Genomic DNA, 17,800 nt, shown 5'->3' with positions numbered 1-17,800 from the left:
ATGCGTATCGGCCCCTACCTGATCGACCCGCCGGTGGTGCTCGCCCCCATGGCGGGCGTCACCGACAAGCCGTTCCGGCTGCTGTGCAAGCGGCTGGGCGCGGGCCTTGCCGTGTCGGAGATGACCACCGCCGATCCGCGCCTGTGGCATACGCGCAAGTCGCTGCAGCGGATGGATCACGACGGCGAACCGGAACCGGTCAGCGTGCAGATCGCCGGCTACGACCCCACGATGCTGGCCGAGGCGGCGCGCTTCAACGTGGCCAACGGCGCGCAGCTGATCGACATCAACATGGGCTGCCCGGCCAAAAAAGTGTGCAACGTGTGGTCCGGCTCCGCGCTGCTGCAGGATGAGCCGCTGGTGGCGCGCATCGTGAAAGCGGTGGTGGACGCGGTCGAGGTACCCGTGACATTGAAGATCCGCACTGGCTGGAACCGCGACAACCGCAACGCGCTGAACATCGCCCGCATCGCCGAGGACGCCGGCATCGCCGCGCTGGCCGTGCACGGTCGCACCCGCGCCGACAAATACGAAGGCGAGGCGGAATACGACACCATCGCCGCGGTGAAGGCGGCCGTGCGCATTCCGGTACTGGCCAATGGCGACGTCTGTTCGCCGCAACAGGCAAAACACGTGCTGGATGTCACCGGCGCCGATGCGGTGATGGTGGGCCGCGGGGCGCAGGGGCGGCCGTGGATCTTCCGCGAGATCGCCCATTACCTGGCCACCGGCGAACTGCTGCCCGAGCCGACGCCGGCCGAGGTCGCCACGATCCTGCTGGGCCACCTCGACCAGCTTTACGCGTTCTACGGTGAACAGCAGGGTGTGCGCATCGCGCGCAAGCATCTGGGCTGGTACGCGAAGGACCGACCCGAAAACGCCGCCTTCCGCCAGGTGGCCAACCGGGCCGAGACCGCTGCCGAGCAACGACGGCTGACGCGCGATTATTTCGCCGCGCTTGGCGACGCCAGCGCGCTGGCGGCCTGAGGTATCAATCGGTGCCGGCGGGCACCCAGTGCCGGTGCAGCCGCTGCGCCAGCGCGTCCAGCAGGAAACCCAGCGCACCGATCAGCACGATCGCGGCCATCAATTCCGAATAGGCCAGCCGGTCGCGGGTGTCGAGGATGAAATAGCCCAGGCCGGAGCTGACGCCCAGCATTTCGCAGGGAATCAGCAGGATCCAGATCATGCCGATGGCGACCCGCACGCCGGTGAGCACGTGGCCCAGGGTGCCCGGCACCACGATGCGCCACAGGATCTCGCCACGGGTGGCGCTGAGGCTGCGCGCCAGCAGCAACCAGCGCGGGTTGAGCTGACGCACGCCCGCGGAGGTGTTGAGGATGATCGGCCACACCGCCGTGATGGTCAGCAGGAAATAGATCGGCGCATCGCCGATGCCGAAGATCATCACCGCGATCGGCATCCACGACAGCGGCGAGATCATGCGCAGGAACTGGAACGCACCGCTGGTGCTGCTGTCCAGCGCGCGCGAACTGCCCACCGCCACGCCGATCGGCACGCCCAGCGCCAGCGCCGCCAGCAGGCTCACCATGACGCGCTTCAGGCTGGTCAACGTGTGCCGGGTCAGTTCGTTCCGTGCCAGCAAGTCGTACAGGCTGTGAAAGGTATCGCTGGGGCTGAGCGCGCCGGCCAGCGGCATGCTCTTGCCCAGCACGTGGATGCCCAGCGACCACAGCACCAGCAGCACGAACAGGCCGAACAGGCTCAGCCCGATGCGGGCGCTGGAACGGTGGAGGGGAATGCTTGTTGCGTTCATGGAGTTGCAGCCTGCATGCGGGCGCCGCGCCATGCGGCGAGCGGCGGCGGCATGGCGTTACGGGTTCAGGTGGTGATGTGTTCTTGGCGGGTGAAACCTTCGGGCAGGCCGAAGGCCGTCATGCCGCCCAGCCCGGCGATTGCCTTCTTCACGAAGCGGTCGTCGACCAGGTCGCGCGCCACGAAGGCGGGGTCCAGCCCGGGCAGGAAGTCGTTCTTGCCCTCGACGTAGGTGGTCTTGAGCATCGACACCAGGGTTTCGGTGTAGCTGGGGAACGGGTACGGCTGGAAGTCGATGCGGTGCTGCTTCCACTCCGGATGGTGGATCGCACCCGACGCGATGTAGGCCGCGTCATCGGACGGCGGCGGCGCCAGCACCTTGGCCAGGGTTTCGTAGCTGTGCGGGGTGTAGTGGTCGGCGGCGTCCTTGGCCAGCAGATGCGAAGTGTCGTCGCGATGGTCGCGTGCCCAGGCCTGCGCCTGCACGATGCCGTTGACCACTTTCTGCGACCACTCGGGGCGCTCGTTCAGATCGCGCTCGTGCATCTGCACAACGCAGCAGGCGTGATCCTTCCACACATCGCCGGTGAAACGCAGCACCTTGCCGACCTTGAGTATCTCGGCCAGCGCCACGAAGGGTTCTGCCACGATGTAGGCGGAAATCTGCCCGCCGGCCAGCGCCGGCAGCATGTCCGACGGCGCCATCACCACCAGCTTGACCTGTTTGGGCCCGGGCGTGCCGCTGCCGATGGACTCGATGCCGCGGGCTTTCAGAAGATGTTGCAGCACCACGTTGTGCACCGAATACCAGAACGGGATCGCCACCGTGGTGCCGGCCAGGTCGTCCAGCTGCTGGACGTCCTTCTTGACCGTCATCGCCAGCGCGGAGCCGCAGACGTGGTTCCACGCCACCACCTTCGCCGGCGCCTTGCTGCCGTAGCGCGCCCAGACCGTCATCGGCGACAGCATGTGCACGACGTTCACCTGGCCGCTGAGAAAGGCCTCCACGATCTGCGCCCAGCTGCGGAACATGCGCGGCTTCTCCACCGACAGTCCCTGTTTCTGGAACAGGCCGCGCTGATGCGCCACCAGCAACGGCGTGGCGTCGGTGATGGGCAGGTAGCCGATGCGCACGGGCGCATCGGGTTCGGCCGCCACGGCGCGGTTGAAGCCCTGCAACAGCGGCAGCGCACCGGCCACGGTGAACATCGCCGAAAGCTTGAGGAAGCGGCGGCGGGAGGCGTTGCTGTCGGAATCGTGGTCTGTGGTCATGACGGCTCGATGATTGGATGGGTGCCGTCGCTCACGCCACGGCGCGCTGGAGCTCGGCGGGTGGTGAACCGGCGCGGCGGGCGTCGCGCAGCGCCTGCACGATCTCCACGCGAACGCGGGTCAGTTCGGTGGCAACGGCATCGCGCGGATGCGGCTGCTCGATGCGCCACTCGCCGATCAGCCCGCCCGGCTGGCCGCCCAGCAGCACGATGCGGTCGGCCAACACCAGCGCCTCGTCGATGTCATGGGTCACCAGCACCGCCGCCGTCTTGTGGCGCGCGGTGATCTGCTGCAACAGGGTCTGCATGTCGCCACGGGTGATTTCATCCAGCGCACTGAACGGCTCATCCAGCAACAGGATTTCCGGCTGGCGCGCCAGGCAGCGTGCCAGCGCCACGCGCTGCGCCATGCCGCCGGACAATTCACTTGGGTAGTGACCCAGCGCGTGCTGCAGGTCGACCTCGGCGATCGCATCGCGCACCCGCTCGCGCCGTGTCCTGGCATCGAGCACGGGTTGGTGACGGAAATCCAGGCCAAAGCCCACGTTCTCTTCCAGCGTCAGCCACGGCAGCAGGCACGGGTCCTGAAACACCAGGCCCACCCGCGGATGCGGCCCTTTCAGCGACTCACCATGCACCCGCACGCCGCCGTTGTCCGGCGTCTGCAGGCCCGCCAGCACGCGCAACAAGGAGGATTTGCCGACGCCGCTGGGGCCGAGCACGGCCACCACTTCACCCGCCTTGAGCTGCAGCGAGAAATCGCGCAGCACCACGTTGGTCGCGCGCCCGGCATGGCCGTAGCTCAGCGCGATGTGGCTGGCTTCCAGCACGGCGGGATGCAGCATTGGGGTGGGCTTGCTCATGCTTGCACTCAATTCGGTACCAGGAAGAAATCGTCCTTGCTCACGCCGCAGTCCGGGCAACTCCAGTCATCGGGAATCGATTCGAACGGCGTACCCGGCGCGATACCGTCCTCGGGCATGCCTTCCGCCTCGTCGTACACGAAGCCGCATGGCCCGCACATCCACTTCGCCATTACGCGGCCTCGGCTTGCTGTTGCCGCTGCTCGAGGTCGCGGATTTCCTTGCGCAGATGCTTCAGCGCCGGCGTCACGATGGCCACGAAAACTGCCTCGCGCAGCTGGCGCTGGGCTGGGTGGCGCATCAGGTAACCACGCGCACCCGCATGCAGCACCGCCGAGTTGGCCGCACGCAAGGCCAGCTCCGACGCGGCTGCGCGCAGCTTCAGCACCGGCAGGATAGCGACTGCACCGGCCTGCGCCTGGCGCGACAACGCATCGGCTTGCGTCTGCAGCGCCACCAACTCGGCCTGCAGATCGGCTTCCTGGTCGTCCAGCAGAGCATTCACGTGCGCATGGGTGACGTTGCTTTCGCGCAGCGTTTTCAAACAGCCCTCGACCACGCCGAAGCCCATGCCTGCCTGACCCAGCACGAAGCCGGCCTTGATCCGCGCCATGAAGGCCTCGAACTGTTCCGGATGCGCCAGCACGCTGTCGGCGCCCACTGCCACGTTCTTGAAACGCAGGTTGAGCGTGCTGGTGCCTTCCATGCCCGAGAAATCGGGGCACGGGTGCAGCTCCAGCCCTTGCGCACGGCCTTCCACGGCAAACATCAGGTAACCGCCGCCTTCGACCGCCGCGGCCACGATCACCAGGTTGTCGGCACCCGCGTTGGACACCCACGGCAGCACGCCGTTGACCACATAACCGTTGCCATCGCGACGCGCGTCGAGACGGATCTTCTCGATCCCGGCCAGATGCTTCACCGCATTGGACATGCCGGTACCCGCCAGCAGCGAGCCGCTGGCGACCTTGTCCAGATAGCGCTGCCGCACCGCGGCCGAAGGCGCATGTTGCAGGTACCAGGCGCAGGTGGACTGGCACCACACCAGGAACGCGGTGGAACCGCAGACGCGGCCCACCTGCGTGGTGATGGCGATCTGCCGCGGGAGGTCGAGCGCATACGCATCCGTGCCGGTCGCGCCGAAACCGCCCAGCTTGCCCAGCTCACGCATGAAGTCGACCGGATAGAAGCCTTCGCGATCGATGCTGTCGGCCAGCCGCGACAGCGACGCGTCGACCAGCGTGGCGATCGCCTGCAACGACGGGTTGTGGTTTTCGGACGGGCTCATGCCGTTCCCTCCGCTGATGACTCAGGCGTACGGTTGCAATTCGGGGTTGATCGGGGTCTTCGCCAGGTTGTTGGCGTAGTTGCACAGCGTGGCCAGGCTCACGCCCAGCACCACTTCCAGCGCCTGGCCCTGGTTGTAGCCGGCGGCAAGGAACGCCTGCAGTTCGTCGTCGGACACCTGGCCACGCTCCTCGATCACGGCCAGCGTGAACAAGGCCAGCGCGTTGAGCTTCGGGTCATCCAGCGCCTGCTTGGCGCGCAGGGCCTCCAACAGGGGCTCGGGCATCTGCAGCTTCTTGCGCGCGATGGCGGTGTGGCCGGCGACGCAGAAGCCGCAACCGTTGCGGGCAGCGGCGGTGATCTGGATCACCTCGCGCTCGGTGTCGGACAGGCTGTTGCGTGCATTGATGGCGCTGACGGTCTGGTAGGTCTCGATCGCGGTGGGCGCATTGGCCAGCACACCCAGAAGATTGGGCACGAAACCGCTGTTTTTCTTGGCGGCGGCAAGGCGCGGGCCGGCTTCTTCCGGGGCGCTCTCGATGGTCTGGATGGCAATGCGGCTCATGGACTTACCTTTACTAATAGACGGCTAGACGTCCGTCCACCTTATCCTGCGGATCGCCGCATCACAAAGGATCGGTTTCCATGTGCTTATAACCAACGAGCATGGTCGTGGCGGTGGGCGACGAGTAACGGGCAACGGCCCGGACGGAATTGACATGGATCATTGATTCGCCCCTTCCGCACCTCTATCCTGCGCTCGCTGGTTCAGATATCTCTCTATTCGAATAGAAAGATATATGGCAGGGAATCCCGGTCCTGAAGCCGGAGCTGCCCCGCAACGGTAGGTGGACGCGACGTTCTGAGACGCGTCCACGAGCCCGAATACCTGCTCCAGCCGGAAGCGTTCGCGCTTCCGCCCGACTTGGTCCGGGCGCGCCATCACGGCGCCCGGCTCGATCGCCCGCGGGGGCGAAGGTCGCGGGGCGGCGGACATTGCCCCACTCCTTCGTTCCTCTTTGCTCACTGTCTGCAAGAGGAATCACTACATGTCACAGGTCACCTACTCCGGCTTTCCGCGCATCGGCTTGAAACGCGAGCTCAAGCGCGCGCTGGAATCCCACTGGCGCGGCGAAATCACCGCCGACGCCCTGCAAGACACCGCCCGCGAGTTGCGCCAGCGTCATTGGCAACTGGCGTCCAACGCCGGTGTCGACGTCGTTCCCTGCAACGATTTCAGCCTCTACGACCATGTGCTGGACACGGCGGTGTTGTTCGACGCAATCCCGGACCGCTATCGTCCGGTGTTCGCGTCTGGCCATCTGGACGGCTATTTCGCCATGGCGCGCGGCCACAAGCGCAACGGCCATGACCTGCACGCGCTGGAAATGACCAAATGGTTCGATACGAACTACCACTACCTCGTGCCGGAGCTGCAGGCCGGCCAGCAGTTCCGCCTGGCCGGCGACAAACCCGTGGCCGAATTCCTGGAAGCGCGGGCGCTGGGGCATCAGGCGCGCCCGGTGCTGCTGGGGCCGGTCTCGTTCCTGCTGCTGGCCAAGGCGGTCGACGGCAGTGACCGGCTGGCGCTGCTCGACGCGTTGCTGCCGGCTTACGTCGAGCTGCTCGGCAAGCTGACCGCCGCGGGCGCGACATGGGTACAACTGGATGAACCGTGCCTGGTGCTGGATCTTGATGAGGAGGCACGGGCTGCCTACCGTCGCGCGTACGCCGCACTGGCCACAGCGGGCGGCCCCAAAATTCTGCTGGCTAGCTATTTCGGGGCGCTGGGCGACAACCTGCCGGTGGCCGCCTCGCTGCCCGTCGACGGCTTGCATGTCGACCTGGTGCGCGCGCCGGGCCAACTCGACGCCGTGCTGGATGCGCTGTCACCGACACAGGTGCTCAGTGCCGGCGTCATCGACGGCCGCAATATCTGGCGCAGCCGGCCGGACAAGGTGCTGACACTCTTGCGCAAGGCGCAGTCGCGGATCGGTGACGAGCGGCTGTGGCTGGCGCCGTCGTGTTCCCTGCAACATGTGCCGATCGATCTGGAGGCGGAAACTGCGCTCGATCCGGCACGGCGTGCCTCCATGGCCTTCGCGCGGCAGAAGCTGGAGGAGCTGCGCACCTACGCCGACGCCCTGGCCGGACAGGCCGAGGCCACGGCCGCACTCGCCGCGCAGCAGGCATTGCTGGATGCCCAGGCGCAATCGGCAGGCGTGGTGGATGCCGGCGTGCGAGCACGGCTGCGTACCCTCAGCCCGCAGATCGCGCTGCGTCGTTCGTCCTACGCCACCCGCCACGCCGCCCAGGCCGAGACGCTGAACCTGCCACCGCTGCCGACCACCACGATCGGCTCGTTCCCGCAGACCGACGACCTGCGCAAGGCCCGCGCCGCCCACCGCGGCGGCAAGCTCAGCGACGTCGCCTACGACGATCTGCTGAAGTCGGAAATCGCCCGGGTGGTGCGCTTCCAGGAAGCCATCGGACTGGACGTGCTGGTTCACGGCGAGCCCGAGCGCAACGACATGGTCGAGTATTTCGGCGAGCAAATGGATGGCTATCTGTTCACCAAGCTGGGCTGGGTGCAGAGCTACGGCTCGCGCTGCGTGAAGCCGCCGGTGATCTGGGGCGACATCGTGCGGCCGGCGCCGATGACGGTGGCCTGGTCCAGCTATGCGCAATCGCTGACCAGCAAACCGATGAAGGGCATGCTGACCGGGCCGGTGACGATGCTGCAATGGTCGTTCGTGCGCGACGACCTGCCGCGCGAAACCGTCTGCCGGCAGATCGCGCTGGCGCTGCGCGACGAGGTGCACGACCTCGAAGCGGCCGGCATCCAGCTGATCCAGATCGACGAGCCGGCCTTGCGCGAAGGCCTGCCACTGCGTCGCGCGGAATGGCCGCATTACCTGGCGTGGGCTGTGGAGTGCTTCCGCATCACCGCCGGTGGCGTGCGCGATACCACCCAGATCCACACCCACATGTGCTACTCGGAGTTCAACGACATCATCGAGGCGGTGGCGGCGATGGATGCCGACGTGATCTCGATCGAGACCAGCCGCTCGCGGATGGAGCTGCTCGACGCGTTCGTGCGGTTCCGCTACCCCAACGGCATCGGCCCCGGCGTCTACGACATCCATTCGCCACGCGTGCCCGACCCGGCCGAAATGCTGGAATTGCTGCGCAAGGCGCTGGACGTGCTGAGCGTGGACCAGCTCTGGGTCAACCCCGACTGCGGCCTGAAAACCCGCGGCTGGCCGGAGGTTGAAGCGGCCCTGCGCGGCATGGTCGGCTGTGCCCGGCAACTGCGCGGCGAGTTGGCTGAAAAGGCGTAGCGCGTCCAGGGCACCCTTGTGGGAGCGGCTTCAGCCGTGATGCTCTTGTGGCTTGATGAAAAGCATCGCGACTGAAGTCGCTCCTACAAGAAGGCAAGAAGGCACGCAGCGGGGCGACGCCAGGCCACACCACAAGCAAAGAAAAACCCCGCCGAAGCGGGGTTTTTCGTGGATGCAGCTGGTGGAGCGAGACTTAGAAGCCCATGCCACCCATGCCGCCCATACCACCCATGCCGCCGGCGTCGCCGCCGTGGTTGTGGGCTTCTTCCTTCTTCGGCGCTTCGGCAACGATCGCCTCGGTGGTGATCGCCAGACCGGCAACCGACGCGGCGTGCTGCAGGGCCGAGCGGGTGACCTTGGTCGGGTCCAGGATGCCGAACTCGATCATGTCGCCGTATTCACCGGTGGCGGCGTTGTAGCCGAAGTTGCCCTTGCCTTCCTTGACCTTGTTCAGCACCACGGACGACTCTTCGCCAGCGTTGGCGACGATCGCGCGCAGCGGCGCTTCCAGCGCGCGGCGGGTGATCGCGATGCCCAGGTCCTGATCGGTGTTGTCGCCCTTCAGGCCTTCGACGGCCTTCAGCGCGCGGATCAGCGCCACGCCACCGCCGGGGACCACGCCTTCTTCGACGGCTGCGCGCGTGGCGTGCAGGGCGTCTTCGACGCGGGCCTTCTTTTCCTTCATCTCGATCTCGGTGCCGGCACCGACCTTGATCACGGCAACACCGCCGGCCAGCTTGGCCACGCGCTCCTGCAGCTTCTCGCGGTCGTAGTCGGAGGAGGTCTCCTCGATCTGCGCCTTGATCTGGCCGATGCGCGACTGGATCTTCTCCGCCTCGCCCGCGCCGTCGATGATCGTGGTGTTTTCCTTGGTGATGACGATGCGCTTGGCGCGACCCAGGTCGGCGACCGTGGTCTTCTCCAGCGACAGGCCCACTTCCTCGGACACGACCTGGCCGTTGGTGAGGATGGCGATGTCTTCCAGGATGGCCTTGCGACGATCACCGAAGCCCGGCGCCTTGACGGCGGCGACCTTGACGATGCCGCGGATGGTGTTGACCACCAGGGTGGCCAGCGCCTCGCCTTCCACTTCCTCGGCCACGATCAGCAGCGGCTTGCCGGCCTTGGCGACGGCTTCCAGCACCGGCAGCAGGTCACGCACGTTCGACACTTTCTTGTCGTGGATGAGGATGTACGGGTCATCCAGCTCGACCTGCTGGCTCTGCTGGTTGTTGATGAAGTACGGCGACAGGTAGCCGCGATCGAACTGCATGCCCTCGACCACGTCGAGCTCATTGTCCAGGCCCGAGCCTTCCTCGACCGTGATCACGCCTTCCTTGCCGACCTTCTTCATCGCGGTGGCGATGATGTCGCCGATGTTGGTGTCGGAGTTGGCCGAGATCGTGCCGACCTGGGCGATTTCCTTGTCGTTCGCGGTCGGGTTGGACAGCTTCTTCAGCTCGCCCACGGCGGCCGAGACGGCCTTGTCGATGCCGCGCTTCAGATCCATCGGGTTCATGCCGGCGGCAACCGCCTTCAGGCCTTCCTGGATGAACGCCTGCGCCAGCACGGTGGCGGTGGTGGTGCCGTCACCGGCCACGTCGGAGGTCTTGGAAGCGGCTTCCTTGACGATCTGCGCGCCCAGGTTCTCGTACTTGTCGGCCAGCTCGATCTCCTTGGCGACGGACACGCCGTCCTTGGTGATCGTGGGGGCGCCGAAGCTCTTCTCGAGCACCACATTGCGGCCCTTGGGACCGAGGGTCACCTTGACCGCATTGGCCAGGGTGTTGACGCCTTTCAGCATGCGGGCGCGGGCATCTTCGCCAAATCGGACTTCTTTAGCTGCCATTTTCGTTGACTCCGGGATTCGTAATTCGGGATTTGGGATTCGGAAAAGCGGTTACGGCAAGAATGGGGGCGGAGTCGGCTACGGGCCGCGGCGCGAAGCGCCGACGAATCCCGAATCCCGACTGCCGAATCCCGGCTCTCAGCCCTCGATCACCGCCACAATGTCGTCTTCCTTCAGGAACACCAGATCCTCACCATCGATCTTGATTTCCTGGCCGGCGTACTTGCCGAACAGCACGGTGTCGCCAGCCTTCAGCGACATCGGGCGCACCTTGCCGTCGGCCATGATCAGGCCGGTACCGGCCGCGACGACCTTGCCGCGGGTGGGCTTTTCGGTGGCGCTGTCGGGGATGACGATGCCGCCGGCGGAGACGCGCTCCTCTTCCAGGCGCTTGACGATGACGCGGTCGTGCAACGGACGCAGTGTGCTCATGGATGACTCCAAACGGTTGAGGTGGAACAAGGCTTCGAAGACCCGATCCTCGGTCTTGTTAGCACTCGGGGTATATGAGTGCCAATTTTAGCGATACAGCATGCCACTGCAAGCGGTTTGATCGGGTGACCCGACAGCTAATTGGGTGAATGGGCGACGCTTTCAAGGGCACCGGGGCAAATGACCTGGCGGCGACGGCAGCATCGCGTTTTCCGGTTACGCTGGCATGATGGTCGCCACCCCACCACCCGCCGATGCCGTGCTGCTTTGCTATTGCAGTTGTCCCGACGCGGCCAGTGCCAAGGCCATCGCCGCGACGCTGGTGGACGAGAAACTGGCCGCCTGCGTCAGCTGCCTGCCTGGGGTCACCTCCACCTACCGCTGGCAGGGCGCGGTCACCACCGATGACGAGCATCTCCTGCTGATCAAGACCACCGCCGCCCGCTTCGAGGCGATGAAGACGCGGCTGCTGACGCTGCACCCGTACGAGCTGCCGGAGCTGGTGGGTGTACCCGTGGCGCAGGGCCACCGTGCCTACCTCGACTGGGTGCGCGAACAAAGCGCGGGATGATGAGGACACCAGCGGCCGGGCGCGCATAACGCCGCACGACGCGGCTCGATCCCCGCCACTGATCCATAATGTGCAAGAGAGCGTATCGACGACGACGCTGCGGAACCGTTGCGGACACGCCGCCATCCATAGCCCGCCTTTACCTGTTGTCTGCCCGCGTCACCCGCCGGAGTTGTAATGCAAGCGCTGCATTTCCCCCGTTTCCACCGCCTGCCGGTCCAGTTGATGCTGTTGCTGGGCCTGCTGTTCGCCGCGCTGCCCACCTGGGCGCAGGAGGACAACCTGCTGCCGGTGACCGAGGCCTACCAGCTCAGCGCCGACGTCTCGACTCCCGGCGTGCTGAAGCTGCACTGGACCATCGCGCCGGACTATTACCTCTACCGCGGCCGCATGAAATTCAGCGCCGGCCCCGGCGTCACCCTGGGCACGGCACAGCTACCCGACGGTGAAAAGCATCACGACGAATACCTCGGCGACGTGGAAACCTACCACCACGGCGTGGATGCCACGGTGCCCTACACCGTGGCCGCCGGCACCACCCGCCTGAAGCTGGATGTGCAGTACCAGGGCTGCCACGAGGTCGATCCGAAGATCTGTTATCCGCCCCACACCGAACACCTCGACCTGCCGCTGCCAGCCAATGCGGTCGCGTCCCCGCCGGCCGGGCAAAGCCTGGGCGCGGCATTGACCGGGCTGGGCAGTCGCGGCGCCAGCGCGCCGGCGGGCATGGCCGCCGCACCGCTGCCGGAGGATGAGGCGTTCCGCTTTGAAGCCGTGGCACCGGACCCCAGCCACCTGCTGCTGCGCTGGTCGATGCCCAAGGGCTATTACCTGTATCGCGATCGCACCACGCTGAAGCTGACCGATGCCGACGGCCTGCGCCTGCGGCCGCCCGAATGGCCTGACGGCGTCACGCATGCCGATCCGCAGTTCGGCAATGTCGTGGTTTATTTCGACCAGGTCGACGTGCCGGTGGCGGTGGATGGCGACCTGGCCGGCCGCAAGCAGCTGAGTGTGCAGGCCACGTTCCAGGGCTGCCAGGACGGCGGGCTTTGCTATCCGCCGATGACCCGCACGGTCAAGGTCGATCTGGGCGGCGCCGCCACGGCTGCCGCATCGGCACCTGTCGACGCCACGCCCTCCTCCCCGATTCGAACCGGCCTGTTTGCCGCGCTGGCGCTGGCGTTGCTGGGCGGTCTGGTGCTGAACCTGATGCCCTGCGTGTTGCCGGTGCTGTCGATCAAGGCGGTCAGCGTGCTGGAAAGCGGCGAGAGCCGGGCCGCGGCGCGGCGGCATGCCTTGTTCTATACGGCGGGCGTGCTGTGCAGTTTCGCCGCGCTGGGCATGGGCATCCTGGCGTTGCGTGCCGCCGGCCACTCGCTGGGTTGGGGTTCGCAATTGCAACAGCCGTTGCTGGTGGGCGTGCTGGCCTGCGTGATGCTGGCGGTGGGGTTGTCGCTGTCCGGCGTGGTGCAGCTCGGCGCCTCGCTGGGCAATACGGGCGCCGGGCTGGCGTCGCGCTCGGGGCCGGCTGGCGATTTCTTCACCGGCGTGCTGGCCGTGGTGGTGGCCAGCCCCTGCACCGCGCCGTTCATGGGTGGCGCGCTGGCCTATGCGTTCGCGGCACCGATGCTGTCGGCGCTGGGGGTGTTCCTGGCGCTGGGCGTGGGCCTGGCGTTGCCGTTCCTGGCGATCGGCTTCGTTCCCGCATTGGGCCGGCTGCTGCCGCGACCGGGCCGCTGGATGGAAACCCTGAAACAGGTGCTGGCGTTTCCGATGTACCTCACCGCCGCGTGGCTGGTGTGGGTGCTGGCCAACCAGCGCGGTGCGGACGCGGTGGGCCTGGTGCTGGTGGCAATGGTGCTGCTGGCGATGACGCTGTGGTGGTTCGAGCGCAGCCGTTCGCGCGGCATCGCCGGCCGCGCGTGGGTGCTGCCGCTGGCGTTGGCCACGCTGGCACCGCTCTATCTGCTGGCCCACGTGCCGCCAGTGGCGGCCGGCGCCGTGGCTGAGGAAGGCGTGGTGGCGTACAGCCCCGAGAAGCTGGCCGCGCTGCGCGCTGCCGGCACGCCGGTTTTCGTCGACATGACCGCCGACTGGTGCGTCACCTGCAAGGCGAACGAACACACCGTACTCAACACCGCCGCCTTCCGCGCGCTGCTGCAGCGCACCGGCGCGGTCTACATGAAAGGCGACTGGACCGACGTCAACCCGGTGATCAGTGCCTTCCTGCAGCAATACAACTCGCCCGGCGTGCCGCTATATGTGGTGTTTCCGAGCGACGGTGGGCCGGGCCGCCAGCTTTCCACCGTGCTGACCTCCTCGATGGTGGAGCAGGCACTGACGGAGGCGGCGAAATGATCTTCAGCCGCAGCAACTGGATCATCCTGGGGATGGCGGTGCTGGTCGCCGGCGTGGGTGGTTACTGGCAACGTCAGGCCGACGCGCCGCCAGCATCCACGCCCCTGGTCGGACAACCGGCGCCCGCGCTCAAGTTGCCCGACCTTTCCGGCACGACACACGACCTGGCCGACTACCGCGGCCACCCGGTCGTGCTGAATTTCTGGGCCAGCTGGTGCCTGCCCTGCCGTGAGGAAATGCCGGCACTGGATCGCGCCCAGCAGCGCCACGGCGCCGGCGGCGTGACCGTGATCGGCGTCGCGATGGACCAGCCGGCGCCCGTCCGCGCGTTCCTGGCCGCCCACCCGGTGAGCTACCCGATCGTGCTGGGGCAGCTGTCACACCCGAGCTCGGCCTACCGGTTTGGCGACGTCAGCGACGTGTTGCCCTACAGTGTGCTGATCGGCGCCGATGGCCGCGTACGGGCCCAGCATGCCGGCCCGCTGGACGATGCCCAGCTGCAGCAATGGCTGGCGCCGCAGGCCGATTGAGGCGGCCAAACGTACGATTGCGTATCGTCGACGTCGCCGGGAGCGGGACTTCTTCTTCAAACATCGCCGATCTGCGCCGAACTGGACAACTTTGATGCCGACGCGCACACTGCGCGGCATTCCGGGCGTCCGGAGCAAGCAGTCAGGTGGCGTGTGGCAAAGATCCTGGTTCTCCATGGGCCCAATCTCAATCTGCTGGGCTCGCGCGAGCCGCATATCTACGGGCACCTGACCCTGGTCGACATCAACACCCAGCTCGCCGCGCAAGCGCAGGCGGCCGGCCACGAGCTGGTCTGGTTCCAGTCCAACGCCGAGCATGAGCTGGTGGGGCGCATCCAGCAGGCGCGCGACGATGGCACCGCGCTGATCCTGTTCAACCCCGCCGCGTTCACCCACACCAGCATCGCCCTGCGCGACGCGCTGGCCGCGGTGGCGGTGCCGTTCATCGAGGTGCACCTGTCCAACGTGCATGCACGCGAGCCGTTCCGCCACCACTCGTATTTGTCGGACCTGGCCATTGGCGTGATCTGCGGCTTCGGTGGCGACAGCTACCGCCTGGCGCTGGAGGCGGCGATTCACCGCCTGCAGCCGGCCGCGACCGCCTGACCCGGCCGTCAACATTTTTCCAGCCACCCACCGGTGGCATTCACTGAAACTGAAGGGCTGATCCGATGGATTTGCGCAAAATCAAGAAGCTGATCGACTTGCTGGAGGAATCCAACCTCGCCGAGCTGGAGATCAAGGAAGGCGAGGAAGTGGTACGCCTCTCGCGCGTCCCCAAGGGCACCGCGCCCGTCGCCGCCCCGGTCGCCGTGGCCGCCGCACCGGCCCCGGTTGCCGCCGCGGCACCGGCGCCCGTCGTTGCCGAAGCCCCCGCCGCCAACGCCCTGCCGGCCGGCAACGTGGTGAAGGCGCCGATGGTGGGCACGTTCTACGCCTCCGCATCACCGGGCACACCCGCCTTCGTCAAGGTCGGCCAGCAGGTGAAGGTCGGCGACACGCTGGGCGTGATCGAGGCGATGAAGATGTTCAACCAGATCGAGGCCGAGGTCTCCGGCACGGTCAAGGCAATCCTGATCGAGAATGGCCAACCGGTTGAGTTCGACGAACCGATGTTCGTGATCGCCTGAGGGCCACCGGCATGCTAGAAAAAGTCGTCATCGCCAACCGCGGCGAAATTGCGCTGCGCGTGTTGCGCGCCTGCCACAGCCTCGGCATCAAGACCGTGGCCGTGCATTCCACCGTCGATCGCAACTTGAAACACGTAGGCTTGGCGGATGAAAGCATCTGCATCGGCCCGGGGCCGTCGACGGACAGCTACCTCAATATCCCCCGCATCATCGCGGCGGCGGAAATCACCGACGCCCAGGCGATCCATCCGGGCTACGGCTTCCTGTCCGAGCGGGCGGATTTTGCCGAGCAGGTGGAGCAATCCGGCTTCATCTTCATCGGCCCGACCGCCGACGTGATCCGCCTGATGGGCGACAAGGTCGAGGCGATCCGCGCCATGAAGGCGGCCGGCGTGCCCTGCGTGCCGGGTTCTGGTGGCCCGCTGGATGACAACGTCGAGGAAAGCCTGCGCATCGCCCGCGAGATCGGCTATCCGGTGATCATCAAGGCGTCCGGTGGTGGTGGCGGTCGCGGCATGCGCGTGGTGCGCACCGAGGCGCACCTGGCCAACTCCATCGTGATGACCAAGCAGGAGGCCAAGGCGGCCTTCGGCAACGATCAGGTGTACATGGAGAAGTACCTGGAAAATCCACGCCACGTGGAAATCCAGGTGCTGGCCGACGGTCAGGGCAATGCGATCCATCTGGGCGAGCGCGACTGCTCAATGCAGCGCCGCCACCAGAAGGTGGTCGAAGAGGCCCCCGCACCGGGCATCACGCCGGAGCTGCGCGCCGAGATCGGCAAGGTCTGCACCGATGCCTGCATCCGCATCGGCTACCGCGGCGCCGGCACGTTCGAGTTCCTGTTCGAGGGCGGCAAGTTCTACTTCATCGAGATGAACACCCGCATCCAGGTCGAGCACCCGGTGACGGAGTGGATTACCGGTGTCGATCTGGTGCGCGAGCAGTTGCTGATCGCCGGCGGCGAGAAGCTGTCGATCAGGCAGGAAGACATCGTGATCCGCGGCCACGCGATCGAGTGCCGCATCAACGCCGAAGACCCCGACACCTTCATGCCCAGCCCCGGCACGGTGAAGCGCTTCGAGGCGCCGGGTGGCCCGGGCGTGCGCGTGGACACCCACCTGTACGACGGCTACCGCATTCCGCCCAATTACGACTCGATGATCGGCAAGCTGATCGTGCACGGGCCCGACCGCGAAACCGCCATCGCCCGCATGCGGCTGGCGCTGGCCGAGACGGTGATCGAGGGCGTGAAGTGCAACATCCCGCTGCAGCAGCGGATCATGAGCGACGTCGGATTCCAGCACGGCGGCCAGAACATCCATTACCTCGAAAAGCGCATGGCTGAGCAGAAAGAGAAAGCCGCCAGCGGCGCCTGACCACCTGCAGGGGCGCACCCTGTGCGCGATGCTCTTCGTTACGGACGAAAGGCATCGCGCACAGGGTGCGCTCCTACCTGCCACAGAAAACTCCCATGCCTTTCCTCGAACTCTCTCTCGTCGTGCGCACCGAACAGCAACCCCGCGCGGAAGAGGCGCTGGAGGATCTGGGTGCACTCTCGGTCACCTTGCGCGACGCCAATGCGGAGACGCCTGACGAACAGGCGATCTTCGAGCCCGGCGTGGGCGAGTTGCCGTTGTGGCCCACGATCACGCTCGATGCGCTGTTCGACGAGCACACCGATCGCCGCGGTCTGGGCGCCGCGCTGGGCGAACTGCTGCCCTGGCTGGAACCCGACCAGCTCGGCTTCACCGAGGTCGCCGACCAGGATTGGGAGCGCGCCTGGATGGACCAGTTCAAGCCGATGCCGTTCGGGCGCCGGCTGTGGATCTACCCCTGGAACATCGAGCCGCCGGCCGACGACGACCTGGTGGTGGTGCGGCTCGACCCCGGCCTCGCCTTCGGCAGCGGCACCCATCCCACCACCGCCTTGTGCCTGGAATGGCTGGACGGGCTGGAGCTGGCCGGCAAGACCCTCACCGACTACGGCTGCGGCTCGGGCATCCTGGCGATCGCGGCGCTGAAGCTGGGCGCCGCCAGCGCCGTCGGCGTGGACAACGATCCGCAGGCGCTGACCGCGTCGCGCGACAACGCGGAACGCAACGGCGTGGCCGACCGGCTCGCCCTGTTCCTGCCCGACGACGTGGAAGCCGACCTGGCCGACGTCTTCGTCGCCAATATCCTGGCCGGCCCGCTGGGCGCATTGGCGCCCACCTTTGCCGCCGCCGCGAAACCCGGCGCGCCGTTCGCCATCTCCGGCATCCTCGACGGCCAGCAGGATGAACTGCTGCAGCGCTACGACGAATGGTTCGACGCGTTGCGCGTTGACATCCGCGAGGGCTGGGTGCGCATCAGCGGACGGCGCCGCTGAGCATGCGGGCTCGGGCCC

The 17,800-nt window shown here is 66.7% G+C and carries 17 protein-coding genes and 1 riboswitch; of the genes, 9 read left to right on the top strand and 8 right to left on the bottom strand.

The window, feature by feature from the left end; translation table 11 throughout:
- A complete protein-coding gene (dusB, locus tag ACFPK0_RS02430) occupies nucleotides 1–987 on the top strand; it encodes a tRNA dihydrouridine synthase DusB (RefSeq protein ID WP_056082435.1) in 987 nt (328 codons plus the stop codon).
- A 4-nt stretch (nucleotides 988–991) separates the two neighbouring features.
- Here dusB and ACFPK0_RS02425 read toward each other — a convergent pair whose 3' ends face one another.
- The 6 genes from ACFPK0_RS02425 to ACFPK0_RS02400 form a co-directional block, all read right to left on the bottom strand.
- Nucleotides 992–1,777: an ABC transporter permease gene (locus ACFPK0_RS02425; RefSeq protein WP_056082438.1), complete on the bottom strand. Its 786-nt coding sequence runs from the start codon at nucleotides 1,775–1,777 to the stop codon at nucleotides 992–994.
- A 65-nt stretch (nucleotides 1,778–1,842) separates the two neighbouring features.
- Nucleotides 1,843–3,048, bottom strand: coding sequence for an ABC transporter substrate-binding protein (locus ACFPK0_RS02420; RefSeq protein ID WP_377338127.1), 1,206 nt, complete (start codon nucleotides 3,046–3,048; stop codon nucleotides 1,843–1,845).
- A gap of 31 nt (nucleotides 3,049–3,079) precedes the next feature.
- Nucleotides 3,080–3,910, bottom strand: coding sequence for an ABC transporter ATP-binding protein (locus ACFPK0_RS02415; protein ID WP_377338125.1), 831 nt, complete (start codon nucleotides 3,908–3,910; stop codon nucleotides 3,080–3,082).
- Between the two features lie 8 nt (nucleotides 3,911–3,918).
- Nucleotides 3,919–4,083 (bottom strand): rubredoxin, encoded by a 165-nt coding sequence (locus tag ACFPK0_RS02410; protein WP_007081516.1) that lies wholly within the window; start codon nucleotides 4,081–4,083, stop codon nucleotides 3,919–3,921.
- On the bottom strand, nucleotides 4,083–5,198 hold the full coding sequence (locus ACFPK0_RS02405; RefSeq protein WP_056082447.1) for an acyl-CoA dehydrogenase family protein: 1,116 nt from the start codon (nucleotides 5,196–5,198) through the stop codon (nucleotides 4,083–4,085). Before ACFPK0_RS02405 ends, ACFPK0_RS02410 begins: the two co-directional genes overlap by 1 nt.
- Nucleotides 5,199–5,219: 21 nt before the next feature.
- A complete protein-coding gene (locus ACFPK0_RS02400; RefSeq protein ID WP_056606256.1) occupies nucleotides 5,220–5,762 on the bottom strand; it encodes a carboxymuconolactone decarboxylase family protein in 543 nt (180 codons plus the stop codon).
- 184 nt (nucleotides 5,763–5,946) lie between these two features.
- A riboswitch (cobalamin riboswitch) is annotated at nucleotides 5,947–6,108 on the top strand.
- Between the two features lie 138 nt (nucleotides 6,109–6,246).
- On the opposite strand from ACFPK0_RS02400, the gene metE reads away from it, so the two are divergent.
- The gene (gene metE / locus ACFPK0_RS02395; protein WP_377338122.1) at nucleotides 6,247–8,538 is read left to right on the top strand and encodes a 5-methyltetrahydropteroyltriglutamate--homocysteine S-methyltransferase; all 2,292 of its coding nucleotides are present in this window, start codon (nucleotides 6,247–6,249) and stop codon (nucleotides 8,536–8,538) included.
- A gap of 193 nt (nucleotides 8,539–8,731) precedes the next feature.
- Here the strand turns inward: metE and groL are convergent, their stop codons facing one another.
- Together groL and ACFPK0_RS02385 are read right to left on the bottom strand one after the other, a co-directional pair.
- Entirely contained in the window at nucleotides 8,732–10,387 is a 1,656-nt protein-coding gene (gene groL, locus ACFPK0_RS02390) for a chaperonin GroEL (protein WP_056082455.1), read from the bottom strand.
- 138 nt (nucleotides 10,388–10,525) lie between these two features.
- On the bottom strand, nucleotides 10,526–10,819 hold the full coding sequence (locus tag ACFPK0_RS02385) for a co-chaperone GroES (RefSeq protein WP_007081521.1): 294 nt from the start codon (nucleotides 10,817–10,819) through the stop codon (nucleotides 10,526–10,528).
- A 226-nt stretch (nucleotides 10,820–11,045) separates the two neighbouring features.
- On the opposite strand from ACFPK0_RS02385, the gene cutA reads away from it, so the two are divergent.
- The 7 genes from cutA (at nucleotide 11,046) to prmA (ending at nucleotide 17,782) form a co-directional block, all read left to right on the top strand.
- Nucleotides 11,046–11,390: a divalent-cation tolerance protein CutA gene (gene cutA / locus ACFPK0_RS02380; RefSeq protein ID WP_377338119.1), complete on the top strand. Its 345-nt coding sequence runs from the start codon at nucleotides 11,046–11,048 to the stop codon at nucleotides 11,388–11,390.
- Nucleotides 11,391–11,567: 177 nt separating this feature from the next.
- Nucleotides 11,568–13,751: a protein-disulfide reductase DsbD family protein gene (locus ACFPK0_RS02375; RefSeq protein ID WP_377338117.1), complete on the top strand. Its 2,184-nt coding sequence runs from the start codon at nucleotides 11,568–11,570 to the stop codon at nucleotides 13,749–13,751.
- Complete coding sequence (locus ACFPK0_RS02370; protein WP_056082461.1) at nucleotides 13,748–14,281, top strand: TlpA family protein disulfide reductase; 534 nt, start codon at nucleotides 13,748–13,750, stop codon at nucleotides 14,279–14,281. The genes ACFPK0_RS02375 and ACFPK0_RS02370 overlap by 4 nt, the downstream gene beginning before the upstream one ends.
- A 153-nt stretch (nucleotides 14,282–14,434) precedes the next feature.
- Entirely contained in the window at nucleotides 14,435–14,887 is a 453-nt protein-coding gene (aroQ, locus tag ACFPK0_RS02365) for a type II 3-dehydroquinate dehydratase (RefSeq protein ID WP_377338114.1), read from the top strand.
- A gap of 65 nt (nucleotides 14,888–14,952) precedes the next feature.
- Nucleotides 14,953–15,411, top strand: a complete 459-nt coding sequence (gene accB / locus ACFPK0_RS02360) for an acetyl-CoA carboxylase biotin carboxyl carrier protein (protein WP_056082466.1) — start codon at nucleotides 14,953–14,955, stop codon at nucleotides 15,409–15,411.
- An 11-nt stretch (nucleotides 15,412–15,422) separates the two neighbouring features.
- Nucleotides 15,423–16,790 carry an acetyl-CoA carboxylase biotin carboxylase subunit gene (accC, locus tag ACFPK0_RS02355; protein ID WP_377338112.1) on the top strand — a complete coding sequence of 456 codons (1,368 nt, stop codon included), beginning with the start codon at nucleotides 15,423–15,425 and terminating at the stop codon, nucleotides 16,788–16,790.
- A gap of 95 nt (nucleotides 16,791–16,885) precedes the next feature.
- Nucleotides 16,886–17,782 (top strand): 50S ribosomal protein L11 methyltransferase, encoded by an 897-nt coding sequence (prmA, locus tag ACFPK0_RS02350; protein ID WP_377338110.1) that lies wholly within the window; start codon nucleotides 16,886–16,888, stop codon nucleotides 17,780–17,782.
- Nucleotides 17,783–17,800 lie beyond the last annotated feature (18 nt).

The organism is Rhodanobacter ginsenosidimutans, from assembly GCF_042655685.1.
GTDB classification, from domain to species: Bacteria; Pseudomonadota; Gammaproteobacteria; order Xanthomonadales; family Rhodanobacteraceae; genus Rhodanobacter; species Rhodanobacter ginsenosidimutans.
This window is presented reverse-complemented; position numbering and strand designations above follow the sequence as displayed.